This is a genomic window from Nostoc sp., from assembly GCF_036919815.1.
Taxonomy (GTDB): Bacteria; Cyanobacteriota; Cyanobacteriia; order Cyanobacteriales; family Nostocaceae; genus Nostoc.
Window position 1 is genome coordinate 78,744 of sequence record NZ_JBALCE010000065.1, and the last position, 26,978, is coordinate 105,721.

The window sequence follows — 26,978 nt, forward strand, 5'->3', positions numbered from 1 at the left end:
TGTAGTCTGTGTCATCCTAAATATCTGCCAACTTTTCTAGCAATTCTTCAGCTAAATCCAACAACTCAATTTCATCAACTTCATCACTACTTCCGCGATTACTTTCTCCACACGCTACATTAGCAGCCAAAACATTTTTTACAGCAAAAATCCTTTCTTCTTCAGATAGATTCAGACATTTTTTCAACTCTACAGCGATTTCTTGGGTTGTCCTTGAACCTAAACGCTCTCTCACTTTCACCGCTACCGAATCGTCGCTTTCCAGCAAATTTACCAAAGCTATTCTCAGTCCATCATCCTCGCTGGAAAACTTTTCAATCGCAACACGCACATATTCCCGCAAGCTCATGTTTGCCGCCAATGCCTTTTGTACAACTACATCTGGCACATCTACCAGCAATGAACCTTCGTTATCGCTGGCTTGATATAATTCATCCCCCTGTTTGACGGCTACCAACAAATCTGCACCCAATACGTGTAAATAGTGCAACACTGATTCCAACTCATGTTCTTTTAACGCCGACTCCAATTTAGACACCGCAGCTTGTTGCACTCCCAGTTTCTTCGCTAGCTGCGTCTGAGTTAATCCTGCCTTATTACGTATTTCCCGCATGGCATCGGTAAGATATAGGCGCAAATACTCTAACTTTCCCGCCAGAATCACCTCTGGATCATCGCTTACCTTTTGCTGCAACCAAGCTTGAAAATTAGGCTTTTTCATCATTTTTCCCTTTGCTGCAATTCACGCAATCTCAGTCTTGCAGGCTCTTTGTCTCTATCTTTGATAGCGTTGTCGTATTTCTTCATAAAGGCGTGCAGCACCACAAACCTCTGAGGAGTAGCAGCCGTTAAGATAAACCGGGGATTATGTTCGCTCTTAGTCATCCGTAACTCATACAAATCATCTTCCAGCTTGTCAAAGATGCCACTGGTAAGTGATGCGAGTCCTTTGTTGCACAGGTAGCTAAGATTAACTTGCAGACGCCTAGTTTCGGAAGCACTCAGTAATGGCTTTGGTGGATTTTCTGGTTTCTCCTCTTCAGGAATCATTCTGATGAAAAAAGCAAGCAAATCTTTAGGGATTTCCCCATTTGCATCTTGATAAAGTTCCCAAGTCCAAGTCACTTCCTACCTCAGAGTATAGTATTTCTTATAAGGAATGTCAATCAGATTATTCTTTATAAGGAATATCATATAGATTACGGGAGTGCAACTTAGGCAATAAAAATGGTGCGTTATGGCAAAGCCATAACGCACCATACTGTTGAATAGCACTTACTATCTCAACTCAATTGTTCAAACTTAAATTTCCCTTTAATAAATTTGTTAAAATATTGACCTTTAGACGGTGCATTGTTTAAGTCCTCCTTGACACTAGGAGGTACTTTGAAATACTCGTAAACACTTCCACTATCAAATTCAATAGTCAGTGTTTGAGTTTTTGGATCATAGCTAAATTGCTTAATAACGTTGCCTTCAGGCTTGAGTAACGGGAAGGCGATCGCATCCCGAATACTGGCACAATCTGTTAATAACATTACCAACCGATCAATCCCAATCCCTAAACCACCCGTAGGCGGCATACCGTATTCTAAAGCTGTCAAAAAGTCTTCATCTATACCTTGGGCTTCCAAGTCGCCAGCAGCTTTTCTTTCAGCTTGGACTTCTAGGCGTTCTCTTTGGTCGATGGGATCGGTAAGTTCTGAGAAGCTGTTCCCAGTTTCTCGCCCGACGATAAATAACTCAAATCTTTCCACCAAACCAGGTTGAGAACGATGGGGTTTTGCTAAGGGCGAAATTTCTACAGGGTAATCAATTACAAAGGTAGGTTGAATTAAATTGGCTTCTACCTTCTCTTCAAAAGCTAAATTCAGTAACTTACCAATTGATTTTGCCTCATCTCCACCAGGAATCCCAGCATTTTTACTTGCTGTTTTTGCATCTTCCAAACTTGAGAAAGAATTAAAATCTAACCCCGTAACTTCTTTAACTAAATCGTGCATTGTCACCCGCCGCCAAGGTGGTGTCAAATCTATAGGTTCCCCTTGGTAGGTGATTTGCAATGTGCCGAGTACCTCTTGAGCGACAGTGGTAATAATCCCTTCTGTCAGCGCCATCATATCGTTATAGTCGGCGTAGGCTTGGTAAAGTTCAATTGTCGTAAATTCGGGATTGTGGCGAGTCGAAATTCCCTCATTGCGGAAAACTCGTCCCAATTCAAACACTTTTTCAAAACCACCGACAATCAACCGCTTGAGATGGAGTTCTGTGGCAATTCGCAAATACAACTCCATTTCTAAAGTGTTGTGGTAAGTGATAAATGGACGTGCATCTGCACCCCCAACTTCACTTTGCAAAACAGGCGTTTCAATTTCCAGAAAATCCCGTTCTTCCAAATAACGGCGAATCCCAGCAGTAATTTGGGCGCGACGGCGGAAAGTTTGTCGCACTTCCGGGTTAACAATCAAATCAACGTATCGCTGACGGTAGCGCTTGGCAACATCCGTTAATCCATGCCACTTGTCGGGTAGGGGCAACAGGGATTTAGTCAGGATACTGTATTGTTTAACGTAGACAGATAACTCCCCCTTTTCAGTTCGTTTAATAGTACCTTTGGCTCCCAGAATATCGCCTGCATCTGTGAGTTGTTTCAAGTGATTGAAGGCATCAGCATCAATATCTGCCATACCTTCTTGGATGCGATTTTTATCTAGATAAAGCTGAATTGTACCGCTTTCATCTTGCAAAGTGAAGAAAGCCAATTTACCGAAAACGCGACGCGCCATAATGCGTCCAGCGATCGCAACTTCTAAATCAACTTCTTCACCACTGGGTAAATCGACAAACTGTTCTTGCAACTGCGCTGCATGATGGGTAGATTCCCAACGATAGGCATAGGGATTAGTCCCTAGCTGCTTGAGTTGTTCTACTTTTTCCAGCCTAGCGGCGCGGATATCTTCTTCCGACATGGTAACGAACTTTCAGGGGGCAAGATTAATTATAGATGCTGCAAAAGTTGAGAGCAGTACTAAATTGTAAAAAACTTGCATTTTAGCCATCTAACAGTAAATCAAAATAAGCAAGATTTCCTTGTAAGTATTCGTTCCACAGTTACAGACTATAGTCAATCATGTCAAAAGTTTATCAGTAGACAAAGGAAAAGAAAAAGAATGTAGAGACGTAGCACTGCTACGTCTCTACAAGGGTTCTAGGTAACGCATATTTAATTTTTGGAGAAATTATTAAGAATTATCCCACAAATGAAGTGGAAGTTGATGGCGTAGTTTACCGCCGTAGGCATCGCTAGGAGAGTCCATACCGTCAACTCCCTCGCTGGCAAAATTTACTTGGGATTTAATAAGCTAAAGTTTCTAAAGTTTCCCTTAAATACCGTTGTACCTGCTGTTCCAAGCGAATTCCCTGTAATTGAGTATCACATTCTAGTTGCCAGCGTTGGAAACCGGAACTAGTGGAGATGGCGCATTTGAGGCTATACCAAATTTTAGTATCAGCAGAAAATTCGCGATCGCTAGAAGCTGGAATTTGAGCCATAGTTTCTCATTCCTTTGTTTTAAGTTCAACGGTAACTGGGGATTGGGCATTGGTTATTAATAAATATATTTTCCTCTGCTCCTTTGCCCCCTACTCTCCTCTGCTGCTTATTTCTAGCCTCTTAAAGTAAATAATATTACTTTCAGGGCTGCTACGAATCTGTATTAATCCTAAACAAGGATTGCAACAATCGGGGCACGATTTGATTAACCCGCACCCCTAAAATTGTGAAATCCTGCTTAATCTTTTCTAAAGATAATGGCTCTATACCAGCAAATTCTGTCTCATTAATCACCAAAACTCGCATTACACTCACAGGAATTTGTAAAAATAGATTGCTGGCCAAAAAGGCTAACCCCGCAAGCAATAGTGCGACACTGCGCCATTGTGGGAGAAATTTAGCTGAATTTGCGACTAATGGGGCAATTTGGTAAAGATACCACAGTACCCAAACTGACAATACTGCTGCCACTAATGCCAGGATACGATTTAACTTTGTATTAATTAAACAGAGAATTTTTCGCTGCCGCTCAGTCAGATTTTCTGGCTTTAGGGCTATTCCTAAAAGAGCAAATATATAAAAAGGGCGACGCAACTGCATCCATAGCAGGGGGAGAATACCAATAGCCGCAACTAACAATAGCTCCATCCAGACTGGTAAAAACGGCTCGCCTACAGACAGGAACAATAAGCAGAGTACTAAAAAAACAGGCAACGTCGCCAATCCAGCGACGTGAATCCACAAAATCGGTTCAGAGCGAAATGAATGCATATTATAAAAAGTTGTGAGTTAAGAGTTAGGAGTTAGGAATTAGCAGCCTTTAACTCCTAACTCCTAATTTATCACTCCTAACTTCTAACCATTTTACCCTCAACACTATCTCGTTAAGGTGAGAGTGCGGCGCTTCGTAACCATTTGATAGGATTCGATGATGTCACCTTCAACCCAATCATTGAATTTATCCATGCCGACACCGCATTCATAACCGGCGTTGACCTCACGGGCATCTTCTTTCATCCGTTTTAGGGAGTCAAGGACGCCTTCAAAGATCACCTTACCGTTGCGTCGCACCCTGACTTTACAGTTGCGAACTAACTTGCCAGATTGAACGTAGCAACCGGCAACAGCACCACGACCGACTGGGAAGACGGCACGTACTTCGGTTTGACCCAAGGGTTCTTCCACCAACTCTGGTTCCAAAAGACCTTCCAAGGCATCTTGGATATCTTCCAGGAGTTTGTAGATCACGTTATATTCCCGAACATCTACACCCGCTTCATCGGCGGCTTGTCTGGCGCCACTAGCAAAGGTGGTGTTGAAGCCAATAATTACAGCGTTACTGGCAGCTGCTAAGTCGATATCTGTCTCGGTGATTTCCCCAGCAGTAGCCAACAGCATCCGAATTTGGACTTCGTTTTGCGGGATTTGCTTGAGCGCTCCCACAATGGCTTCTACCGAACCTTGTACGTCTCCCTTCAAGATCAAGTTGAGTTCTTTCAACTCGCCTTCTTGTGCTTGAGCCGAGAGGGTTGTCAGGGTAACACGTCCTTGTAACAGGCGGGATAGGCGTTGTCTGTCGGCGCGATCGCTAGCGATGGCTCTGGCTTCTTTCTCGTTGTAGAAGACCTCAAACTCGTCGCCTGCGGCTGGCACATCACTTAAACCTAGCACCTCGACAGCAAAGGAAGGAGAAGCAATGTCTACTCTCTTGCTTCTGTCATCCACCATCGCCCGGACTTTACCGAAAGCCGAACCAGCTACCAAGATATCTCCCACATGCAGTGTGCCATTCTGAATTAGCAGGGTAGCAACTGCTCCTTTGGCTTTATCCAGATGTGCTTCAATGACAGTTCCTTTGGCGGAACGATCTGGGTTGGCAGATAGTTCTCCAACTTCTGCTACTAAGAGAATCATCTCTAAGAGCGTATCCAGATTTTCACCTCTGATGGCGCTCACCGGAACCATGATTGTTTCACCACCCCAGTCTTCTGCGGTCAGACCATACTGAGTCAGCTCTTGTTTCACCCGCTCTGGCTGTGCCCCTTCTTTGTCAATTTTGTTGATGGCAACAACAATTGGCACTCCGGCTGCTTGAGCGTGGCTAATCGCTTCAATGGTTTGTGGACGCACACCATCATCAGCAGCCACTACCAACACGGCAATGTCTGTTACCCGCGCTCCTCGGGCCCGCATAGCTGTAAAGGCTTCGTGGCCGGGGGTATCCAGGAAGACTATCTGCTGCGGTTTGCCCTCATGTACCACATCCACATGGTATGCACCGATGTGTTGAGTGATACCACCAGCTTCGCCAGCAGCCACTTTTGTTTTGCGGATTGAGTCGAGCAGGGTTGTTTTACCGTGGTCTACGTGACCCATAATTGTCACGACTGGCGGACGGCGGTGGAGATATTCTAAGTCTTCTGCGCCGACCATTTCCGTAATTTTCCGAGCTTCTGCTTCTGGCTCGGCGGTTTCGACTTCTATTTCTAGTTCTTTTCCTACCAGAGTAATTGTGGGAATATCTAGATTTTGGGTGATACTCACCGCCATGCCTTTAAGGAAGAGGATTTTTACAATCTCTGTATCGGCAACGGCTAAAACGTCAGCCAGTTCTTGCACAGTCAACGGGCCTGTGATCACCACTTTTGCGGGACGGTCACGTTTGGTCTCGGCTTCTTGGCGACGGTTTTGGTGATGGTCTCGGCTGGAAGACCTGGAACCAGACTTGGAACCAGACTTTCTCGCTCTTGTAGTTGGGGCGCTAGCAAGGCTTGCACCTGGCATCTGTACAGGACGAGTCGCTTTGGGTTTGGGAGGACGGGCGATGGAAAGGCTGACTTGGACGGTGGCTGGTGAGTCGAGATCGTCATCATCCAGCAAGTCTTCTTCAAACTCATCCTCAAGTATTGGCTTGATCCGCTTGCCTTTGACGCCAGCTTTCGCCTTCTCTTTAACTTCGTCAATTATTTCCTCTTCTACCCACTTTTTGCCGCCTTTGGTCGGGCGAGGCGGACTTGGGCGTTTCAAATCGAGGAGATCGGGTGTGACTCGATCATCACCCATTCCTTCAGATTTGCCCGCTATTCCTGACATCTGTCTGGGTGGAGTAGCGATCGGCATTGCGGCTGCTACAGCTTCACCTGGACGCGCCGGCCTGGGTCGTTGCCCCTCTCCTAGTTGTGATGGTGCAGATGGTCTATTAGCCCTCTGCTCTGGTCTGCTGGGTGAAGGGGTAGGACGACTTGTTCTTTGTGGTGCAGATGGTGGCGACTGGTCAGTTGGCAGTTTCGCAACTTTTGGCTTAATTTGCTCGCGATCGCCTTCGACCGGCCGTAGTCGTTGGTCACGTTTGAGGATCGGTTTGTCTGCCTGAGATACTTGTTCATCTGCCTCCTGGTCTACCGGGGCAACTTCTGCCGTCGGTCTGGCTGGAGGAGCAACTAGTTGTGGCTTTGGAGCTTTTTCGGCTTTCGGTCTGGGTGGAACTATTTTTTCCGGTTTTTGAGATGCGATCTTTTCCGGTGCCTGATTTGGATCAGGCGTTTGTTCCAAATCTGTAACAGGAGGAACAGGAGGTTGCTCTTGAGTCTCAGATTGATTCCGGGGTACGGGTCGAGTTGGTGCCGCCGGCTTCATGGGTGAGACTGGTGTAGCAAAAGGCCGTGGAGGAGAGGGAGGATTAGCTTCAGACAAGGCAGCTTGGGTATTGTTAGCAAGTGACGCCTCTGGGGCGTTGGAGGTAGTATTTCTCAATATTTTGGGTTTGCGTATTTCCAAAATTTGCTGTTTGTGGGGTGCAGCAGGTCGGTTATGTCCGCCGTTCGGTGATGAATTTGGCTTATGGCTGGTTGTACCTAGTTCCTTTTTGGCCGACACATTCGTAGCTGGCAGTTTTTCTGCTGCCGCGCGGATGTTTTCTGCCTCGGATTCGGAAATCGTGCTGCTATGGCTTTTGACCGAGATGCTGAGCTGCTCGCAAATTGCTAATAGCTCTTTGTTATCCAAATTCAATTCCTTTGATAATTCATAGATTCTAACTTTGCCGTTGTTCATCCACTCTTCCCCTTTAATTTACAGTTTTAGCGAATGGTTGCCTGGTTTGCGACATCTCCATCCTTGGATTACTGTTTTTAGATTGCCGTTAAGTTGTTGCCGGTGCCTCCAATCAGGAAAGAGAGATGTTTCGGTTTAACAATGGCATCCCCACCAGGAATGATGGTTGAGAGGCATCCATAAAAACTTCTTAAATATAAGATTTTTATGGGAACCCTTGACGCCGAACTGCGCTTGAGCGCTACCAGGTTGCCATTTTGTAGTTTCTTGTTTTGTTGATTTTGAGTCTTCCACAACACAATCGATTACATCTTGTTCTGGGAATGTTGCCTCGCCCCTCATTAATTGGAGAGCCGAATGCCTTTTACACCCATTTACTATTTTGGCACTAACTTTAACGATCAACAGAGGGTGTGATGAAAGCGCGACTTCGGCTTCCCTTCACAATTCCTCTGATTACGCTAGAAAGATGTTCCAACTAAATTTGGTTTTGGGTATTACTGCGGGCTAGACGTTGCGACAAGCTTTGGTACAGTGTTTCTGGCACTGATGCATGTAGCGATCGCCCTAGTCGATTTTTTTTTTGAGCCGCTTGTAAGCAACTCGTTTCAGGACAAATATAGGCAGAACGCCCCATGCCCTGATCTAATTGTACCTTTCCCGATGGAAAGACGCGGACAATCCGCCAAAACTCATCTTTTAAGCCTACTTTCCGGCAACTAATACAGCGCCGATAATTTGGTTTCATCGATTCTGTGTGATTTCACTCCAGCATTCTGGGTGTAAAAAGAAGTTTATTATTACTATTTTTTACTTATACCAAGTAGCTTTTGAGAAAATAATCCTTGAGACTGAGACTAGAATCAACAGTATCAAAACTTTACAAAATTAATCAATTATTCATCATCGTTATTGTCAAAACTATCCTCCTCTTCTAATTCCTCCTGATTTTCATCCTCTAATTCTTCCTCAAAGTCAAGATCATCTTCCTCTGGTTGATATTTTGCTCTGACAGCTGCAAATTTGGCATCCTCTCCGGCAAAGTCATACTTAGCTTGATCTTTGATGTCAATTTTCCAACCAGTCAGGCGGGCTGCCAAACGAACGTTTTGTCCTTCTTTGCCTATAGCCAAACTCAATTGATCTTCAGCCACGAGTACGTGAGTTTGCCGGGTTTCTGGGTCCATCAGGCGGACTTCATCTACCCGTGCTGGACTTAAAGCATTGGCAATGTATGTTGCTGGATCTGGCGACCAGCGAATTACATCTATTTTTTCACCGCGTAATTCGTTGACTACAACTTGAATTCGCGATCCCCTGGCTCCGATACAAGCGCCTACTGGATCGACATCGCGATCAAGAGTATCTACTGCTATTTTAGTCCGGGGTCCGACATAACGCGAGGGGGGGTTTGCCTCCCTCGCTACGGCAACAATCCGTACCACTTCATCTTCGATTTCTGGGACTTCGTTGGCAAACAGATAAACCACCAAACCAGCATCAGCACGAGACACAAGCAACTGTGGCCCTCGTTGCTGACCTTGAGAGACTTTTTTGAGATATATCTTGAAGGTGGCATTTGCCCGATAATTATCGTTGGGCAGCTGTTCCCGTTTCGGTAATTCCGCTTCTACTTCTGACTGACCAAAGCTACTGCTAACAGCTAGAACCACCGATTGCCGCTCAAATCGCAGGACTCTTGCTTGCAGGACAGTTCCTTCTAAATCTTGGAACTCTTCTTGCACCATCTGGCGCTGTTGATCGCGTAATTTTTGCGCCAGTACCTGCTTGGTTTGCATCGCCGCCATCCGACCAAATTCGCCTTGATCGGGGGTAACATCCAGCACCACAGAGTCTCCTAACTGCGCTTCGGGAGCTACTTGTTGAACTTCGTTTAGGGAAATTTCATGGTCTGTGTTATTGATTTCTTCGACAATGGTTTTGGTGGAAAGAACGCGAAATCCTTCTCCTTCAATATCGAGTTCTACTTCAAAATTCTCAAAATAGTCTTCGTCAAACTGTTTGCGTTCTAAATTTTGGGCGCGACGATAACGTTCATAGCCTTTGAGTAGTGCTTCTCTAATCGCTGATTGAACTGCAAGCCGGGGTAAATTGCGATCGCGACTTATACTTTCAATTAATTCTTTTAATCCAGGTAAAGTAACCATTGACATAAGCAATCTCCTTTAAAAATTAGGGAGTCGGGAGTCGGGAGTCGGGACTGAAAACTACGCATTAGATAGAGCCAGGGATTAGAGAATAGCTTTACACTAGTCCCTAATCTCTAGCTCTTAGTTCATAACCTCAAGCCTTGAGCGCGAATCGCACTCTAGTCTCTAACTCCTAAGCCCTAGCCCTTTGTTTATCGGCGCTCCTCTAGCTGCACCTTAGTAATTAGGGAGCGGGGAATTTCGACTACATGACCTTTTTGGTTTAAGTAAAGTGCTGTCTCATCCCGGCGAATCAACTGACCAATCCACTCTTGTTGTCCGTCGTAGGGGGGCGTTGTGGAGATAATGACAGGAAATCCTTTAAAGGAAATAAATTCCCTATCTGTTATCAGCTGCCGCGAAATACCAGGACTAGACACTTCCAAGACATAGGCATCTGGAACGATTTGGGCACCATCTAAGCAGGTTTCTAAAGCACGGCTCATCCTCTCACAATCATTCAACCCGGTGTCTTGCTGAGGATTACGAATGTCTACCCGCAACACTGGTGGACTTTGGTTAGTGTGAAAAACCACGCCAACCACTTCCAATCCCAGTTCTTCTGCCACTGGTGTCGCCAAATCAATAATTTGTGGAACTAAAGGATGAGCCATGAGAGAATTCAATAAAAAAAGTGGGTATCGACCCACTTCCTGTGATAGGTATATCTTCCAAGAAGTCTTGTGACGAACTAATCATGATTCGCCTAGTTCGAGTTTAGCGCATTTCTTCGATAGTCAATACATTGGGCATTATTCTCGCCCTGCGGCCTCTACCCTTGCCGTATTTTTGGGAGAGTGGTGCTTTTATCCACTACTACTGAAACTGATCTTTGTGTTCTTAGCTGTCTGGTTTGCTCGATAATTTGGTCTATGTCTTCTTGGGACAAACGCTGGACATAGTTGAGTTTGATTTCCTCTAAGAAGTCAAAAAGTAAACTCTGAATTTCTGAAAGTACGTGTTTTTCTTTGATTTGAGATCCTAAAGCGTCGCTGAAGCTTTGTACCAGATGACTGGTGAGTTTTGCGCCCACAGGATCTTCAACCGCGCTAACTAAAGTTTTGTAAAGATTCGTTGTGATTTGGGTCGCCAATTGTTCACTTAACTGGGTTTGGGCGTGTCCTACGCCAGGGAGGTTCTGGAGGTTGCGGTAGACGGGGACTTGATGGAAGACGGTTTCGATATTGTGGCGCAAAATCGCCACGATCGCAGGTTGGATTTCCGGTAGCACTTGATAGACAATTGTTTTTACCAAAAGACCTGCGATCGCTTCCACTTCATTCACATTATTAATATCTATGTAGGGACGTAAATTTTCCTGTTGTGAGAGCCAGCGCGTTAACTCACCCTGCTGAATTGAACCCTGAACCTGATTAATTACTCTCACCACGACGATTTCTGTAAGTTCTTCGGCAAAATTGGCGACAATCCCCTGATTAACTTGCTTTCGCACTGAATGGAGGTTCAATAACTGCGCTTGATCGAGGCGAACTAATACAGGTATGATTCGCAACCCTCGCCAAAATGGTAGGAGTAAAAATAGGTCGTACCAACGCCACAAGACTGCTTCCAACCAGCTAAAACCAGGATGTTGGCGTCTGATTAAGAAGGTATGCCCCAACAATTCTATGCCAAATAAAATCACAAAGGGTAAGTCAATCATCCAGAAATCATCAACAAATTCGCCACTTTCCCCAATTTGGCGGTAGTAGTTGGAGGCAATCAAAGGGCGGATGCTCTGGTTGAAAAAATTATTTTCTTGATCCCAGCCTTTTTGTGATAAATAGGGCTGACTCCAAAAAGTGGCAAAGGACTGTTTTGCAGATTCGTTACCGATGCGATCGCGCATTCGATTTTTGATTTTTTCCAGAGTCCCACTCTTATTCACTCCCGCAAACGGGTTGCTGTCAATCATCTCGCTACTAAGATGCCTTATTTCCTCTAGCCTGTTATTTACCTGAGGCGACTGTAACCCAGTTTGCTTGACTTGTTCTTCTAATGCGTCTACTTTTTCTAGATAACTTTTTGTATCTCGATGAGCTTCAATACCTTTTATGGGGTCATAAATCTTAATAATTTCGGGAAGTTTTCGCAAGTAAAAATCTCGCCAAGGTACGTAACTTAAATCAAACAAAACTAAACCTAAATTTACTGTGGCGGTAATTGCCATAAATCCTTCAAACCAAAGATTGCGCCGCTTAGAAGATTTTATGTCTTTCATGTTTTGTCAGATATTAGACATTTTTTGAATATTTGCAATATCAGGGCGTGTTGGCGAATTGATCGGGGGTCTAACCCATCAGCCTCAATCCATCTTAATTCCTTTAATTTCAGTGCGTTTCAAGGCACTTTAGCTATTAGCCCATAATTTATCGTAGGGCGGGAAACCAACGCAAAACCAATGTTTGAGGGATGGGGGTTTAACAAGAGAGTGAATTGAGCAACAGCCTGATAAAATTCGCCCTGGCTCTCAGTTGACACAGGCGCATATCTGTGCAGTCATACTGTAATTTAGTGTTCAAAGGTGTATTTGATTTAAATCATAACTATCTCTGCTAATAAAAGATACTTCTTTAGGTGGATGATATAAAGTAGAATTTATGTTTTGAGTTAAATTTGACAAAAATAAATCACAAATTATTCAAAAATCATTAAAGAATCACGAAAAAAGTTATTAAAAAAACTTAAAATGCAGCTGTTAACCTTTATAATCCTGCTGATTTAATCCAAAGGAGTTTTAAGTATGTGGTGTGGGTTTGGAAAATCAAGCGCGACCTTTGCTGTTACTTGCCTAGTAACTGCTAGTGTAGTAATTGCAGACACAGGTTTCGCAGCCTCTCAACGTAGCTATACGCCCCAGCAATTCCGTACTGTGTTGCGGGGGTTAGGCTATAAAGTCAAGGTAACAAAGAATGCTTTGACTGATGAGGAAACTAAAAAGGCAATTCGTGAATTTCAGACAGGTTATAAGCTAAAACCAGTTGATGGGATAGCAGGGCCAAAAACCCAAGATTTTGCTGCTAACATCGTTCAAATTCTGCACAGAAATTTGAATGCAGTGGTGAAACCAAATCCTCCCCTCCCACGCGATCATTTTTATGGTTCACAGACGGAAGCAGTGGTGAAGGAGTATCAGAAGAAATATCAGTTGCAAGAAACTGGAATTGCTAATTTAGCACTCCGCCAAAAGCTGAATGAGGAAGCAAAGACAGTCTTCAGTCAGCCGACAGCTACACCGACATCTAAACCAACAGCTACACCTACGGCTAAACCAACAGCTAAACCAACAGCTAAACCGATGTCTAAACCGATGTCTACGCCGATGTCTACACCGATGTCTACACCGATGTCTACGCCGATGTCTACGCCGATGTCTACACCGATGTCTACACCGATGTCTACACCGATGTCTACGCCGATGTCTACACCGATGTCTACACCGATGTCTACACCGATGTCTACACCCTAGTCCGCACAAAAAACTCTTAGGACAAAGCTCCTCAAGTCATCTGATTTGGTTCTTCCAAGGGTCTGCCCTTGGGTGTAGGTAGAATTGGACGGCGGTCATTGTAAGGCATAGGAATGTACTGTACGCTGGGGCGCCCTCCTTGTGGCTGTGGGTACAGATCCATGAGATCATAAATAGAATGGGGCAGTCCGACGGTTACGGGCAGCCCCATTTCTGTTGCTTCTTCAATAGTGATGGGATAGTCATGGGTGACGCGCCCGGTTGTTAAGGCTTCGATAATCGATTCGATATTTTCTGGCAGAACTTTTTGTTTAGGTATACTGTCTTTTAGCAGAGTTCGTACAAACCTCTGTACTTGCTGAATTGCTTTGCGTGAGAGGTCTGCCATAATTAGAGTTTGGTCATCAATCTCACTTATGGGTTTATCTTCAACTACTTTCAGGATACTGGCTGCGGGATAATTACCCAGTTGGGGATCAACTGGCCCCAAGACAGCGTTAGCATCCATAATAATTTCATCAGAGGCGATCGCCAGCATTGTACCGCCACTCATGGCGTAGTGCGGTACAAAGACTGTGACTTTTGCTTGGTGGCGAATTAACGCTCTGGCGATTTGTTCCGTAGCCAAAACCAAACCACCAGGAGTGTGCAAAATTAAATCAATCGGCACATCTGGAGGTGTAAGGCGAATTGCTCGCAATATTTGTTCTGAGTCTTCGATAGTAATGTAGCGAGATATGGGAATTCCCAGGAAGCTAAGGGACTCTTGGCGGTGAATCAGCAAAATCACCCGACTTTTGCGTTCCTGCTGAAATTCTTGTAAAGCATGCAAGCGCCGATATTCTATTTGACGTTTTTGCCAAAGGGGTTGCAAAGAAGTCAGAAGCAGGAAAATCCAGAATAAATCACCAATACCAAAGCCCATAAAAATTATTGTTCAAAAATCACGGTTGCCGTCATTATTGTCACAAATTTGGGGCGATCGCAGTTCTATCTATAGGTTTAAAAGTATCGAACCACACTCAGCAAAAATATTATCAATTATGAATTATCCCCGTCGCCAAATCTTGATAGTGTCGTCATCACTACCGCTAACGAGGGTTGGGCCATTGTGACTAAAGGCGGCGCATCTAACATAGTTGGAATGCCCTGTAAGTGTGCTGATTTCTCTGCCACTCTCTACGTGCCACAGTTTGATAGTCTTGTCCCAACTGCCACTAGCGAGAAATTGCCCATCCTGGCTAAAGGCGACTGACCAAACTGAATCAGAATGACCAATCAGAGTACGAATTTCTTTGCGTGTATTTACATCCCACAGTTTAATAGTATTGTCAGCACTGCCACTAGCGAGAATTTCCCCATCCTGGCTGAAGGCGATACAGTTGACGAAGAAGGAATGACCTGTAAGTGTGCAAATGTTTCTGCCTGTGTATACTTGCCACAGTTTGATGGTGTAGTCATTACTACCACTAGCCACAAGCTGTCTATCCTTACTATTCGTTGTCGGTGTTCTTGGAGAGTAGGCGACTGACGAAACTGAGTCGGAATGACCTGTGAGAGTTTGGATTTCTATACCTGTGTGTACCTGCCACAGTTTAATTGTGCAGTCAGCACTGCCACTAGCCAGAAACTTGCCATCTGGACTAAAGGCAACGGAATTCACCCAATTAGCATGACCAATGAGAGTACGAATTTCTTTGCCTGTGTTTACATCCCACAATTTGATCGTGTTATCCCAACTACCGCTAGCCAAAATCCTCCGGTTCCGGTCTGCGATTCCTACCGATTTCCCTGACTTTTCTTGATAATAAAGGTTTGGAGAGATTGGGCTAAAGGCGACGGAATGAACCATATTGGAATGACCAGAAGACCAACGACCCAGTTGACGCACTAGCTTGCCAGTACCAACTTGCCAAAGTTTGATCGTCTTGTCATTACTGCCACTAGCAATTAATTGCCCATCTGAGCTAATGGCGATCGCATGAACCATACTAGAATGACCTTTGAGGGTCTGTACACATTGCCAGTTCTGTTGATCTAATACAACAGGTCGAGATGGTTGAAATCTAGGCCTTATCACTAAAGTAGATGATATTGCTGTTACATCCTCACCACGATCATACCCCAGTAAATCCAACCACTCCTGCACAGACTGGGGACGATAGGTTGACTCCAAATCCATCCCGCACATAATAGCCTGATTGACCCTGTTGCTAATGTTAGGATTAAAATATTGTGGTGGTTCTAAATTAATATTGTGACAGCGATCGTCTGCACTTGTCGGGATAACGGCGGTGAGCAAATTATACAAGGTAGCAGCTAGGGCGTAGATATCAATGTATTCTCCTCGTGGCGCTTCTGATTCATACTGCTCAGGTGGGGCAAAACCAGGAGTGCGATACACTGTATGCCTTTGGATGATATTGGGAATAAATTCTCTAGCGATGCCAAAGTCTATCAGCACTGCTTCTGATTTATCGATGCGGAGCATGATATTACGTGGTTTGAGATCCCGATGCAGCAGTCCTTTAGAGTGAATTAGCTTCAAAGCGTCACCAATTTGCCGGATGTACAGTAACGCTTCTGCTTCTGATAGCACCCCCATCCGTCTCAGGTGCTGTGCTAAGTCTTCCCCTTCGATATACTCCATCACCATGCAGGGCAAATTTCCCTCATCAAAGATGGTTTCTATCTGTACTATATGAGGATGGTGACACACAGCCAGTCGAACTGCTTCATCACGGAAGTCTTGCCGTAACTTGTTTCGGTGGAGTATCCAAGCGGGGTGATTCAAGATTTCTTCTTTGAGAGTTTTAATCACTCGCAGTTGATTCCGTTGATTTCTGGCAAGATAAGTAATGCCAATTCCACCTTCGCCTAGTTGGCTTTGAATAATGTAGCGTCCACCGAATAAAGACTTTCCTGCATTCCACACCATTAGTAATATTTGACAATTCCTGGTATTTATTTTGGCACGGTATCAGAACAGCCAACACGAATTTTGGGAAATTTCATTTGAATTGCTGTTGTAGCTTCTGGGAACTTAGTTACTTAAAGAACATTTTCATTAACCTCAATATTTACTAATATAAAGTTGGGTATACCCTGATAGTTTTAGCTAAACTATCACCTTTACACTAAAATCTTTAATTGATTGCTCATGCTAGAGTAAACAATGACTTTAGCCATATTTAGTCATAATAATTTGACTTGTAGGTAATCTGAAATTATGCTAAAGAATCTGAATCTGAAACAAAAATTTACAATTCTGCTAGTGGTAATTCTGACATTCGGTTTGAGCTTGAGTGGATTTGCTCTTTCTTCTTTGCTCAGAGAAAATGCTAAACAAGATATCAGCTCAACTGCTCTCATGCTCATGGAAACAATGAGTTCTATTCGTAAATATACTAGTACTCAAGTTAATCCACAGCTAGCTGATAAATTGGCTACTGAGTTTTTGCCGCAAAGTGTGCCTGCATACTCAGCACGGGAAGTCTTTGAAATTTTACGGAAAACAACAGACTACCGTGATTTCTTTTATAAAGAAGCAACTCTCAATCCTACAAATCTTCGGGATAAGGCTGACGGTTTTGAGACAGAAATTGTAGAAAGGTTCAGAAATAAATCAGACCTCAAAGAAGTGAGTGGATTTCGCTCAATTCCTGGTGGGGATATCTTTTATATTGCTCGTCCACTACCAATTTCTGAAGAAAGCTGTCTGAAGTGTCATAGCACACCTGAAGTTGCCCCTCAAAGTATGATTACTCTTTATGGTGCAGCTAATGGATTTGGGTGGAAGCTGAATGACATTATCGGCGCTCAAATTATATCAGTACCTGCGAAGAATGTCATTAATAAAGCTCATCAGTCTTCCTTACTAATTATTCTAATTGTATCAACTATATTTATAGCGACTATCCTGTTAGTCAACTTTTTCTTGAATCGCCAAGTTGTTATGCCTCTCAAACGCATGACTCGCATAGCCGAAGAAGTCAGTACCGGACATATGGAAGTTGAATTTGAGCAGATGTCTAATGATGAAATCGGTAATTTAGCTAGAGCTTTTAAAAGGATGCAGTTAAGTTTAGAAATGGCAATGAAAAGAATCAAACGCACTCAGGGAGGTACAGGGGATTAAAATAATTCGTAATGACGCTCGAATACTCGCTAACGCTACGCTAACGTAATTCGTAATGGATATTTAGACCCTGCCAAAAAGCCTTACCACTTTTATTAAGTCTCTTGACTTAAACCCACAGAATTAGTTAAAAGATTAAAATTTATCCGTAAATTCGGGCTGGTGTAAATATCTATGAGAATAAGCTTTTTTTGAATTCAAAAGCTGCTTGAAAGTCAGGAATTTCCCTGGTGATCAGTTCAACAAATTGGTCAGGTGAAATGTCAGGATTTTGAGCTAATATTTCTTCTATAATCAGATTTGCCATTGGTCCGATGTGGTAAGCTAACTGTTGCTGACAACGTTTGATAAATGCTGGTTTGAGTGAAGGTTGTTGTTGTTCAATTTGCCCAATTTGCGGACTAGCAGGTGAACTAGATAAACTAAAAATTGTTTCTCCGGGTTGGTTGTATGATGCCGATATTGCCGACATAGCCTGAAATTCAGGGTTAAATACCGTAGTAGGCAAATCATCAGGCATGATTGCAGGAGACATTGCCACTTCTATTTCTCCAATTCGCTCTAAATCTATAAGAACTTCCCTGGCTGTTTGGTATCGCTTGTTAGGTCTATCTGCCAACATGCAATCGAGTATTTGAGCAAAACTATCAGTAATAGAAGTATAATAATGCCAGTTCCATTCTAAGGAATTCTGATCCATTAGTAAGGATGGATCTTTACCTGTGAGTAGTACAATAACAGTTACCCCCAAAGCATAAAGGTCACTAGAGGGGGAACATAAACCCAAGCTAATCTGTTCGCGGGGAGCATATCCCACTTTGCCTACAAGGGACATTTTGCCAACAAACGTTACCTGGTGGTTGGAATTTCTCCCCTCATTCATGTCAACAATTTGCTTGCCTACACCGAAATCAATCAGCACTGGCAGATCCTTGCCATCAGGTAACATGATGTTGTCAGGAGAAATATCTCGATGGATGATGTTGTGCTGGTGGACATATTCCAAAACAGGCAGCAGATTCTTTAGCCACTGGATAACTTCCTTTTGAGAAAAATTTCTTCCTTGACGTTGAAGTTCTCCCAGCAGCCTAGAATATGTTTTACCGTCAACATACTCTTGTACTAGGAATAACCGACCATCTCCTTCAAAGCAAGCCAAAAACTTGGGAATTTGAGGATGTTGCAATTGATGAAGAATTTTTGCCTCTCTTTTAAATAAGTTGCGATATTGTTCTAGTCCACTCTCCCCTGTGCCAATGGGTGCAAATTCTTTAAGAACACAAGCTTCATTAAACCGACGAGTGTCAAACGCCAAGTAAGTTCGCCCCAATCCTCCCTGTCCTAGAAGTTTTTGGATAATATAGCGGTTATCGATTAGAGTTCCAGCAGCTATTTCTGGCCTTGTGATATGGGACTGTGACATCTCATCGCACTCCTAGCGATTTTATTGTTGATAAATTATCTAGTTTGCTGAAAGTCAGAAACTCTAGCAGATAAAGGCTGATAACATCCTTCAAATTGAGGTTAGCACCACTATGGAGACAAGGAAATACACTTTTCTACAATTTTTTAATGGTCTGGTGTTACCAAATAGACGATTTTTACTGGGGTAGTTTGATCATAATACTCGTACTTAGATATTTTAGCAGCCGCAACATAACCAGTGTCTGCGGTAATATCTGCGAATATCGCCTTTTGGATTTGCTGCTGAAGCTTATTTTACCCTTAGTAATCCAATTTACAATGACTTTGGGAACAGTAACGATATAGCATGACATCACAGTTTTTCAGAAAAACTGAGGTTGCTATAGACTTCCTGAAGGAAATATTATATAGCAGTTTGCTTTGATTTTTGAAATTATTTGCGTAGACAGGGAGTAGGCTTGCCGTAAGCGTAGCCGAATGGGAGTGGGGAAGAAGCTTTTTCGGGGTGTATTGATTTTTGAAAAAAATCAAATACGAGTGCTATATGTATTTGAAGTGGTAAATATGCGTTAGCGCAGCTCGTCGTAGACATCGCACTCAAAAGTTAATCTTTGTGGGAGCAAATATTGTTATTAAATAACTGCCTTAATATCGGCTATCAAAGTTTTCAGTACAGGTGATTCCTCAAAAGCAGAAAATAATGCTGCGTATCAGACAAAAATTTCTCAAGCTACAATAATTCATCTAGTTCATCAGGATTCACACCTAACTGACGCAAACGTTGTGCTAATTGTTCTACTTTTCGTTTAGCTTCTGTAGCTTCTAGTTTAGCTTCTGTAGCTTCTAGTTTAGCTTCTGTAGCTTCTAGTTCAGCAATGATAGCTCGTTCAGTTGCAGCAACAGCTTCCTCTGTAGGTGCGGGAATTAATTCTCCTTCTAAAGTGAACCATCTTAACCACAACCTTTCAATATCTCGAAATGAACCCTGCCATAAGCCTAAACTTAAATTTATTTCTGGCATTAGTAGGTATCCATCAGTCAAATTCATCGGTTCATAGTGACCGCCGACTAACTGAAAAGCCCGAAGCTCATTAGTGTAGCGACTAAAAACAATATAGTAGGGAATCCGCAAAATTCGTTCATAAACTTCCCATTTGCTAGGAGGTTTATCTGCTGCACTTTCTCTTCTTGTGCCTAAATCTTCGTCTTCCGTACCTGGAGATAATAACTCAACAACCACGAAGGGATTTGCTGGCTCTTGCCAAGTTACATAACTTAACCGTAAATCTTGCCCTTTGTATAATTTTCCTACCCCTACGACACCAAACCAATCTGGGCGCTTATACCACAAAGGATGCTGAAGATCATAGTAGAGATTAAGGTCAGCAGCACTGTAAACTAGTTCTGGATTCCAGTTAATTGGCTGAAAAGTTAAGTATAAAAGTAAGGGTTGTAAAAAGTGAAAATCGTCTGGCAAGCCTGGTTCCTCTGGGTTATCACTTGGTAAATCATACATCGTTGGTAGCGTTTCCCAAGGAGGAAGCGGCGGGTCAGATTGAGGGATGTAATGGAGAGAAGAAGTCATTTCTTTATATTCTTCAAGAGAAGACCATATTTGCTGGATGTGTTGACGCATTTTTCCCAATCATTTGGTTGTAAAACTCCTAATCGATGTAAGAGGATGTTCTACATTTAACTTGCATATCTTGGGTGGGCGTCTCGCCCACCCCACAATAAATGTACAATTTCAGATTATGCCAAATAGATGTGGTTTAGCTTAACTCTGGACGGAGTTTGAATGTTACTGCATCAGAAAAGCATATTTTCTCACCTTACCACAGGCAAAGAATGCAGCGCGTTAAACCAAACTATTGAATCTAGCTTCTATCTTAGTGTCTCCTTTGAAAGTTCAAATTTAGAAAAGGTGGGATAACAAATTATTAGAGTGTATTCTGAGCTTTATTAATTTACAGACGCTTGTGCCTCACAGTGTAATCTCGTAGCTATGCGGAATAGTTCTTGACCTGTGTGTAAATAACGCTCATCGTAGCTCAAAGGAAAATAAGCCAACTCTTCGAGTCCATCTGCTACTTGATTAAGGCTGTAGTAAAGGTGAGCCGCCGTTCTTGCTAGACTAGGGGGATTCGGTAGGGAGCGAAAAGTAATTTGTGCCTGCTTGAGGTCATCTCGACAGATTTTTAAATATTCCTGAAATTCATCTAACAATTGATCATCAAAGGGATCAGCGGCTAATTGATCCATTTGTTCTTCTAGGGAATAGAGAATACCACAAAGCAGGCGATTGACTGGTTGATAAACTCGGCGCAGCCATTCGTCTACTTGCTCGTCAGCTTGCCGTCCTGTTTTTCGTCTTGTCTGGTAATGCTTTTGAGCTGATGCTGTACGCTGTAGGCGATCGCTATTTAATTTTTGAGACTGATCTTGCAGTTGTTGGTCATAATTGCGGCGATTTTGATTATCGCCTAAAACCTCATAAGCTGCATTGATGCGGATAATCTGCTCGTGATCGGCTGTTTCCTGATGACTGTCAGGATGAAACAATTTAACCAAGCGGCGATAAGCTTGCTTAATCTCCGTTTGGCTGGCACTTGGACTAACTTTGAGAGTTTCGTAGTGGTTAGAAACGTGCTTATAATTCACCATTAATTCAATGTATCGTTAACTGACGCTAGCGGCTAACCTTGCCTCCAGGTCTTGGAACAACGGCGTACTCAAATACCTCTCCCCAAAACTGGGCTGAATCATCACAATTAAACGTCCCTTATTTTCTTGACGTTGGGCAACCCGAATTGCTGCACATAAAGCGGCTCCACTGGAAATGCCAGATAGTAGCCCTTCTTCTTTTGCCAAACGCCGACTATAAGCGATCGCTTCTTCATCGGTGACGCTAATCACTTCATCAATCAATTTTATCTTTAATACTTGGGGAATAAACCCAGCACCAATTCCCTGGATTTTGTGTGGTCCTGGTCGTCCCCCAGATAAAACTGGGCTATTGGCTGGTTCAACAGCGATCGCCTTAGAACTAGGCTTGCGTGCTTTAATCACTTCTGCTATCCCAGTGATCGTACCACCTGTGCCCACCCCTGCCACGATCATATCTACTTGTCCATCGGTATCTTCCCAGATTTCTTCTGCTGTAGTTTCCCGATGCACTTTTGCATTGGCTGGATTGCGGAACTGCTGCAACATATAGCTATTTGGTGTAGTATTAACTATTTGCTGCGCTCGCCTAATTGCCCCACTCATGCCTTCCATACCTGGTGTTAGTTCCAGTTCTGCTCCATAAGCCCGCAACATTGCCCGTCGTTCCCCACTCATTGTCTCTGGCATTGTCAAAATTAATCGATAACCCTTGGCTGCTGCTGCCATTGCTAGGGCAATTCCTGTATTTCCAGAGGTGGGTTCTACCAATACTGTCTTCAGAGGAGTAATCAGCCCCTCTTCTTCGGCGGCGTTAATCATACTCACCCCAATTCGGTCTTTAACTGATGCCGATGGGTTCATACTTTCCAGTTTCACCACAATTTGAGCAACACATCCTTCTGTTTGGGGAATGCGGTTCAACTGCACTAGGGGTGTACGACCAATCAGTTCTGTAATGTTACGAGCAATTCGCATAATTTAGTCCTTAGTTATTAGTTATTTAGTTATTAGTCATTGGTCATCAACAAATGACCAATGACTAATAACTAAATGTAGTACATGATATCGAACTGCCGCCGCGAATCCCGTTTTTCACAAAGATCCTGGAGCGTATATTTTTGCAACACTGAATTTGCTGCTCGACTTGCTTCTTGCCAAATTTCTTCTATAACCGAACTGTCTACCGTTTTGGGATTAACGTTTTCTTGACAAGTCAGCGCCTCTAACCCTTCTAAACATTCCAAAATCTCAAAAAGGATGATTTTGCGGGGTTCTCGCGTTAACAGATAGCCACCCTTTGATCCACGCTGACTCTTGACTATACCCCCACGCCTCAAGGTTGCTAGCAGCTGTTCCAGATAGCGATCGGGTATGTTTTGTTCAGCTGCAATTTGTCGAATTTGCAGAGGTTCGCCGCTTTCGTAATGGGCGGCCATCTCTAATAAGGCCAGAATTGCGTATTCCGATTTACACGATAGTTCCACAAGCAGCAATAAGTTAGGAGTTAGGAGAGACGCGATTAATCGCGTCTGTACTTTGGAGAGACGCGATTAATCGCGTCTGTACAGGAGTTAGAAGTTAGGAGTGATTCAATTTGGATTTTAGATTTTTCCTTCAATCTAAAATTGGCAGAGTTAGGATATTACGTAATATGTAACTTTATACGCCAACCTCTATTAGAAAAGTTCGCTCAGACAAAGTTGCTTACAACGTAAGTCACTTGTAGAGTGGACATTACAATGCCTACCCAACTCTGGTCTCTTCATCTAAAAACCCTCATAACTCATAACTTCTAACTTTTATAGTATACTCCGGTTACATACTGGGGTTTATTCATTGTTGCTACTGACAACAAAAAGCCCCGCCTGATGGCGGGGAGCAATATAGTTCAAAATTGTCAATGGATAGTCAACACTCTAGAAGGTGAAAGTTGTTCTCAGCGTACCGATAATCGCACTATCGTTATTGCTGTTTTGACCAGGAGAGGTTAACCAGATTACACCAGGGGTAATTGAGATGTTATCCGATACACGATACTTGTAGAAGCCTTCAAAGTGATAAGGTACATTATTACCAACAAAACCTGGTCGGTTAAAGGAATAGGGTTCTGCACCAGCAAAAAGACCTAAAACGTTGCCCTTTTTACCTAAATCAGGTAAGGCTACCCCAAGACCATAGCTCCAGGCGTCATAATTATCACCTGCACCAAAGCCGACGACCTGGTGGTAAGAGGCAAAGCCACTAATTGACAGCTTGTCGCTGGGTCTAAACGCAGCTTCCACGCCGTAGGAATTACTTGAAGATCCATTTGTTGTAGTTAGAGCGTTAGCTTGATTAGTACCTACTTCAAGGAAACCTGCGTTTGTCGTGGCATCTGAGTTGAATAAGGTACGACCTACGCCACCGCCAGCGCCAGTATATCCGTGGACATAGGTAGCAGCTAAAGCCACGCGATCGCCAACACTAAAGTTCAACTGCCCTAGAGCAGCATAGTCGCCGTTGACCAGACCTTGATTCAGTCCAGGATTATTAGCTTGCGATGCCAAGTAACCCGCAGTGATTGAGCTATTTCCCAAAATACCACCACCTTTACCAAGGGGTAGATTCAGCGCTATACCTGCACCGCTACCAATACGATAGATCGGACTTTCAGAAGCAAAGGTAGATAAAGCGCCGTTACCGCCATCAGTGTTGTCAAAAAAGTAAGGGTTGTTGACAGCAGCATAATGGCTATGCCGTCCACCACTAGCTGCTAGGTAAACGTGGGCTGGTCCTATGGGAACTTCATAGGTCAAGCGGTCTATACTGATACTGTTGTTGCTACCATTGCTACCAGCAACTTGAAACGTTTGTGTGCCTTCCCCAGTGTTGATAGGGAAACCAGCCTTATCCACTTGTGAAAAGGCTGTTGCATTACCTGCTGCAAGACGAGTATGTAAAACGTCTCTACCCGTGAAGCTGGTTTGCAAGTCTAAACGTACCCGATCTTGGAAGACGGCATTGTTATTGTTGCCTGTGTTCCCTCCAAACGCATCAGTAACGCCAAAAATCGCTTCACCGACTAGTTTGGTAGTGGTGGAGAACTGATTAGCTTCCAATTCAGCAGTCCGCGCTTCTAAGGAATCTACACGACCGCGTAGGGTTGCCAATTCTGCGGAAAATTCTTCTTGCAACCGTTGTAAGGTAGCTAAATCTTGTTTAGTCACCATGTCAGCTGTTGCTGTGGCAATCAATTCGTTAACCCGATTCAAACAGGCATTCAAACCAGCCGCAAATTCATACCGGGTTAAAGCACGATTACCGCGATAAGTCGCATCTGGATAACCTGCAATACAACCATAGCGCTCAACCAAGGACTGCAATGCTTGGAATGCCCAGTCAGTGGGTTGGACGTCGGAAAATTGCGAAACCGATGTTACTTGAGACTGAGAGTTATTTTGCTTGCCTTCGTTGCTGTAGCGATTAACTTGATCTATTGTTGTTTGAGCCAATGTATCTGGCTGTTGGGCAACTCCGGTTACACCCGCTTGTTTGGCTGCTGAACCTTCTGTGGTTGTGCTTGGAACCGCCATTGCTGTTGTCGAAACTAACAATGTTGCTCCCAAAACTGCTGGGCTAACCACTAAGGATTTCCATAAGAGATTAGACATTTTCCTTTACTCCTCACACCTTGTTTAGATAATTGGCTTCGATTGCACCTAATTCTCAAAAATCCGGCATCTCATTGAAACCTGTCGATGAGGCATTGTTGCCACTACTACAATTTTAGTTTTTGCAAAGCTAATAAACGATTAACTTAGGGTTAAAAACTTATCTGATTAACTTATGCAAAAACATATGTTCATATCATAACATTATAAAACATCTGATCTAGATGGCAAGATTGTAGCGATCGCCTTAATAACTGTCACACATACTTATCTAAATATCTAACCAGGGAGTAGGGTTTAGGTCATTCGCTGCCTATTTACTCAAAGTTTTAGACACTTAGCAGCTTCTCAGCAAAAATCACTTCTTGCACTTAGCCCTAGTAGAAATGGCACACCAGTTACAATACACTGGCTCGGTTATACAAACGTAGGCCAAGGCTTCTGGCAGGGTAGTCCGCCTGCTACTGTTTAAATAAACACAAAATTAGGAATCAAGGTTTTTGAAATCCCTACCTCCACTCTTAAGCAAGCTATCGGCTACGTCTCCATCAGGAGAAGGATAGGCGGCTTTTGTCTGTGTCGCGGTGACTTTTACTTGCCTAGTGCCAGATATCACAAAAAATCACTTAGTTGATTTTGGCAATCACCTGTGCTAAATCAAAGTCTGCTTGTGTCAACCCACCTGCATCATGAGTTGTGAGTGTAATCTTTACTTTATTATAGGAAATCTCTATATCTGGATGATGTCCTGCCGACTCAGCCGGCTCCACCAGTTTATTGACAAACTCAATTGCTTGGATAAAATCCTTGAATTTGCGGGTAATTTGCAACTTGGAATCTTCAACAGTCCAACCTGACACAACTTTTGCCTGTTCTTGAATTTCCGCTTTAGTCAGTAGTTGTGCCATCTCAAAAAATTCCTATATAATATTTGATTTGTTACATCTTGTATCTGACAAAGAGAAACCCTTTTTATTTTCCACAGAGAAGGGATGGGAGGATAAACTAGGAGATAATGGGTGTGTGTATAATTTAAATCCGACTTGGTAGATAGACGCTATTGCTCACATCTGATCAGTTCCCAAGGTTTGAGCCAAAATATTTTTATTTTTAACAAAACTTAAAGGCATTGGCTTTGCCCGTCGCAGGCACCGCCATCTAAGTTTTCAAAAGCAACCGTTGATAAAACAAAAATCACCTACAAAAAACTATCCGCTCTGATTTAGATCAGTTGATCTAATATCAGAGCGGTCTAGCGGGTCTTCAGGTTGCAACCAGACTGCCGGAAGGAACTCCCAGCTTGCCTAGCTACTTGAGCTAACTTAGTCTCTCAAGATGACTAAGGCTAACTTTTAGAGAACAGCTCCGACGCACAGCCGGCTAACTGCAACCTGATGACCCATGCATTTACTACTTTCTATCATGGGCATCACCTCCTTATTGCCTAAGCGGTCTTACTTTTAAAAGGGCAGAGTATTTACTCCGGGCTTATCACCTTCATCTAATATAACACATAAATTTAGAGATATTAACCATATACAGAAAAAATCCCCCACCAAAAGATGGGAGATCACTGGAGAATGGGGAATATTGACACTTTATTGGCTTATTACAAGGAGATTATTTAATTTGGGTGGTGTCAATTTTTGGCAACCACAACCCTAATTCAGGTCATGGTCGGCTTTTCATATTAAAGAGCGTTACCGCGAGGTAGAACTTCCTCAGGGAATACAAATTGTTCGTGGGGTTGATCTTGAGGAGCCATCCAAGCGCGGATACCCTCATTCAGCAAAATGTTTTTGGTATAGAAGGT

Annotated in this window: 21 protein-coding genes and 1 pseudogene; 2 read left to right on the plus strand and 20 right to left on the minus strand. The window is 43.4% G+C overall.

The window, feature by feature from the left end; all coding sequences use genetic code 11:
- Window positions 1–16: 16 nt before the first annotated feature.
- The 10 genes from V7K15_RS15935 to V7K15_RS15980 all read right to left on the minus strand — a co-directional run bounded on the left by V7K15_RS15935 (window position 17) and on the right by V7K15_RS15980 (window position 12,037).
- Entirely contained in the window at window positions 17–724 is a 708-nt protein-coding gene (locus tag V7K15_RS15935) for a helix-turn-helix domain-containing protein (protein WP_334906525.1), read from the minus strand.
- Window positions 721–1,125 carry a type II toxin-antitoxin system RelE/ParE family toxin gene (locus V7K15_RS15940; RefSeq protein WP_334906527.1) on the minus strand — a complete coding sequence of 135 codons (405 nt, stop codon included), beginning with the start codon at window positions 1,123–1,125 and terminating at the stop codon, window positions 721–723. Before V7K15_RS15940 ends, V7K15_RS15935 begins: the two co-directional genes overlap by 4 nt.
- Before the next feature lie 158 nt (window positions 1,126–1,283).
- Window positions 1,284–2,969 carry a lysine--tRNA ligase gene (gene lysS / locus V7K15_RS15945; protein ID WP_334906529.1) on the minus strand — a complete coding sequence of 562 codons (1,686 nt, stop codon included), beginning with the start codon at window positions 2,967–2,969 and terminating at the stop codon, window positions 1,284–1,286.
- A 385-nt stretch (window positions 2,970–3,354) separates the two neighbouring features.
- A complete protein-coding gene (locus V7K15_RS15950) occupies window positions 3,355–3,552 on the minus strand; it encodes a hypothetical protein (protein WP_334906531.1) in 198 nt (65 codons plus the stop codon).
- Window positions 3,553–3,703: 151 nt separating this feature from the next.
- Window positions 3,704–4,324, minus strand: a complete 621-nt coding sequence (locus V7K15_RS15955; RefSeq protein ID WP_334906534.1) for a low-complexity tail membrane protein — start codon at window positions 4,322–4,324, stop codon at window positions 3,704–3,706.
- A gap of 105 nt (window positions 4,325–4,429) precedes the next feature.
- Window positions 4,430–7,606 (minus strand): translation initiation factor IF-2, encoded by a 3,177-nt coding sequence (infB, locus tag V7K15_RS15960; RefSeq protein WP_334906536.1) that lies wholly within the window; start codon window positions 7,604–7,606, stop codon window positions 4,430–4,432.
- A 478-nt stretch (window positions 7,607–8,084) separates the two neighbouring features.
- Complete coding sequence (locus V7K15_RS15965; protein ID WP_334906538.1) at window positions 8,085–8,354, minus strand: YlxR family protein; 270 nt, start codon at window positions 8,352–8,354, stop codon at window positions 8,085–8,087.
- A 148-nt stretch (window positions 8,355–8,502) separates the two neighbouring features.
- Entirely contained in the window at window positions 8,503–9,780 is a 1,278-nt protein-coding gene (nusA, locus tag V7K15_RS15970; RefSeq protein ID WP_334906540.1) for a transcription termination factor NusA, read from the minus strand.
- Between the two features lie 188 nt (window positions 9,781–9,968).
- Entirely contained in the window at window positions 9,969–10,430 is a 462-nt protein-coding gene (gene rimP, locus V7K15_RS15975; RefSeq protein WP_334906542.1) for a ribosome maturation factor RimP, read from the minus strand.
- A gap of 158 nt (window positions 10,431–10,588) precedes the next feature.
- Window positions 10,589–12,037, minus strand: coding sequence for a hypothetical protein (locus tag V7K15_RS15980; RefSeq protein ID WP_334906544.1), 1,449 nt, complete (start codon window positions 12,035–12,037; stop codon window positions 10,589–10,591).
- A gap of 522 nt (window positions 12,038–12,559) precedes the next feature.
- Here V7K15_RS15980 and V7K15_RS15985 point away from each other — a divergent pair.
- The gene (locus tag V7K15_RS15985; protein ID WP_334906546.1) at window positions 12,560–13,285 is read left to right on the plus strand and encodes a peptidoglycan-binding protein; all 726 of its coding nucleotides are present in this window, start codon (window positions 12,560–12,562) and stop codon (window positions 13,283–13,285) included.
- A 31-nt stretch (window positions 13,286–13,316) separates the two neighbouring features.
- Here the strand turns inward: V7K15_RS15985 and V7K15_RS15990 are convergent, their stop codons facing one another.
- Both V7K15_RS15990 and V7K15_RS15995 read right to left on the minus strand, forming a co-directional pair.
- The gene (locus tag V7K15_RS15990; RefSeq protein WP_334906548.1) at window positions 13,317–14,210 is read right to left on the minus strand and encodes an SDH family Clp fold serine proteinase; all 894 of its coding nucleotides are present in this window, start codon (window positions 14,208–14,210) and stop codon (window positions 13,317–13,319) included.
- A gap of 123 nt (window positions 14,211–14,333) precedes the next feature.
- Complete coding sequence (locus tag V7K15_RS15995) at window positions 14,334–16,223, minus strand: serine/threonine-protein kinase (RefSeq protein WP_334906551.1); 1,890 nt, start codon at window positions 16,221–16,223, stop codon at window positions 14,334–14,336.
- Window positions 16,224–16,514: 291 nt separating this feature from the next.
- Here V7K15_RS15995 and V7K15_RS16000 point away from each other — a divergent pair, with 291 nt between their 5' ends.
- Window positions 16,515–17,423: a c-type heme family protein gene (locus V7K15_RS16000; protein ID WP_334906553.1), complete on the plus strand. Its 909-nt coding sequence runs from the start codon at window positions 16,515–16,517 to the stop codon at window positions 17,421–17,423.
- 172 nt (window positions 17,424–17,595) lie between these two features.
- Here V7K15_RS16000 and V7K15_RS16005 read toward each other — a convergent pair whose 3' ends face one another.
- The 8 genes and pseudogenes from V7K15_RS16005 to V7K15_RS16040 form a co-directional block, all read right to left on the minus strand.
- Window positions 17,596–18,846, minus strand: coding sequence for a serine/threonine-protein kinase (locus V7K15_RS16005; protein WP_334906555.1), 1,251 nt, complete (start codon window positions 18,844–18,846; stop codon window positions 17,596–17,598).
- Window positions 18,847–19,578: 732 nt separating this feature from the next.
- The gene (locus V7K15_RS16010; protein WP_334906571.1) at window positions 19,579–20,433 is read right to left on the minus strand and encodes a Uma2 family endonuclease; all 855 of its coding nucleotides are present in this window, start codon (window positions 20,431–20,433) and stop codon (window positions 19,579–19,581) included.
- 377 nt (window positions 20,434–20,810) lie between these two features.
- Entirely contained in the window at window positions 20,811–21,512 is a 702-nt protein-coding gene (locus V7K15_RS16015; protein ID WP_334906557.1) for a J domain-containing protein, read from the minus strand.
- A gap of 15 nt (window positions 21,513–21,527) precedes the next feature.
- Window positions 21,528–22,490 (minus strand): cysteine synthase A, encoded by a 963-nt coding sequence (gene cysK / locus V7K15_RS16020; protein WP_334906559.1) that lies wholly within the window; start codon window positions 22,488–22,490, stop codon window positions 21,528–21,530.
- A gap of 71 nt (window positions 22,491–22,561) precedes the next feature.
- Window positions 22,562–22,999 (minus strand): RrF2 family transcriptional regulator, encoded by a 438-nt coding sequence (locus V7K15_RS16025; RefSeq protein WP_334906561.1) that lies wholly within the window; start codon window positions 22,997–22,999, stop codon window positions 22,562–22,564.
- A gap of 432 nt (window positions 23,000–23,431) precedes the next feature.
- Window positions 23,432–25,165 (minus strand): iron uptake porin, encoded by a 1,734-nt coding sequence (locus V7K15_RS16030; RefSeq protein WP_334906563.1) that lies wholly within the window; start codon window positions 25,163–25,165, stop codon window positions 23,432–23,434.
- Window positions 25,166–25,791: 626 nt separating this feature from the next.
- On the minus strand, window positions 25,792–26,073 hold the full coding sequence (locus V7K15_RS16035) for a 4a-hydroxytetrahydrobiopterin dehydratase (protein ID WP_334906565.1): 282 nt from the start codon (window positions 26,071–26,073) through the stop codon (window positions 25,792–25,794).
- A 782-nt stretch (window positions 26,074–26,855) separates the two neighbouring features.
- Window positions 26,856–26,978 (minus strand): annotated as a pseudogene (locus tag V7K15_RS16040) (photosystem II D2 protein (photosystem q(a) protein)); the annotation flags it as partial.

What these genes read in the sequence shown, in the direction of transcription:
- V7K15_RS15935 (WP_334906525.1), bottom strand. Translation starts at nt 724, where the DNA reads ATGATGAAAAAGCCTAATTTTCAAGCTTGGTTGCAGCAAAAGGTAAGC.
- V7K15_RS16010 (WP_334906571.1), bottom strand. Translation starts at nt 20,433, where the DNA reads ATGACTTCTTCTCTCCATTACATCCCTCAATCTGACCCGCCGCTTCCT.
- nusA (WP_334906540.1), bottom strand. Translation starts at nt 9,780, where the DNA reads ATGTCAATGGTTACTTTACCTGGATTAAAAGAATTAATTGAAAGTATA.
- V7K15_RS16030 (WP_334906563.1), bottom strand. Translation starts at nt 25,165, where the DNA reads ATGTCTAATCTCTTATGGAAATCCTTAGTGGTTAGCCCAGCAGTTTTG.
- V7K15_RS15980 (WP_334906544.1), bottom strand. Translation starts at nt 12,037, where the DNA reads ATGAAAGACATAAAATCTTCTAAGCGGCGCAATCTTTGGTTTGAAGGA.
- V7K15_RS15995 (WP_334906551.1), bottom strand. Translation starts at nt 16,223, where the DNA reads ATGGTGTGGAATGCAGGAAAGTCTTTATTCGGTGGACGCTACATTATT.
- V7K15_RS15985 (WP_334906546.1), top strand. Translation starts at nt 12,560, where the DNA reads ATGTGGTGTGGGTTTGGAAAATCAAGCGCGACCTTTGCTGTTACTTGC.
- V7K15_RS16005 (WP_334906555.1), bottom strand. Translation starts at nt 18,846, where the DNA reads ATGTCACAGTCCCATATCACAAGGCCAGAAATAGCTGCTGGAACTCTA.
- V7K15_RS15950 (WP_334906531.1), bottom strand. Translation starts at nt 3,552, where the DNA reads ATGGCTCAAATTCCAGCTTCTAGCGATCGCGAATTTTCTGCTGATACT.
- V7K15_RS16015 (WP_334906557.1), bottom strand. Translation starts at nt 21,512, where the DNA reads ATGGTGAATTATAAGCACGTTTCTAACCACTACGAAACTCTCAAAGTT.
- V7K15_RS15990 (WP_334906548.1), bottom strand. Translation starts at nt 14,210, where the DNA reads ATGGGCTTTGGTATTGGTGATTTATTCTGGATTTTCCTGCTTCTGACT.
- V7K15_RS15955 (WP_334906534.1), bottom strand. Translation starts at nt 4,324, where the DNA reads ATGCATTCATTTCGCTCTGAACCGATTTTGTGGATTCACGTCGCTGGA.
- V7K15_RS16035 (WP_334906565.1), bottom strand. Translation starts at nt 26,073, where the DNA reads ATGGCACAACTACTGACTAAAGCGGAAATTCAAGAACAGGCAAAAGTT.
- infB (WP_334906536.1), bottom strand. Translation starts at nt 7,606, where the DNA reads ATGAACAACGGCAAAGTTAGAATCTATGAATTATCAAAGGAATTGAAT.
- V7K15_RS16000 (WP_334906553.1), top strand. Translation starts at nt 16,515, where the DNA reads ATGCTAAAGAATCTGAATCTGAAACAAAAATTTACAATTCTGCTAGTG.
- V7K15_RS15965 (WP_334906538.1), bottom strand. Translation starts at nt 8,354, where the DNA reads ATGAAACCAAATTATCGGCGCTGTATTAGTTGCCGGAAAGTAGGCTTA.
- lysS (WP_334906529.1), bottom strand. Translation starts at nt 2,969, where the DNA reads ATGTCGGAAGAAGATATCCGCGCCGCTAGGCTGGAAAAAGTAGAACAA.
- cysK (WP_334906559.1), bottom strand. Translation starts at nt 22,490, where the DNA reads ATGCGAATTGCTCGTAACATTACAGAACTGATTGGTCGTACACCCCTA.
- rimP (WP_334906542.1), bottom strand. Translation starts at nt 10,430, where the DNA reads ATGGCTCATCCTTTAGTTCCACAAATTATTGATTTGGCGACACCAGTG.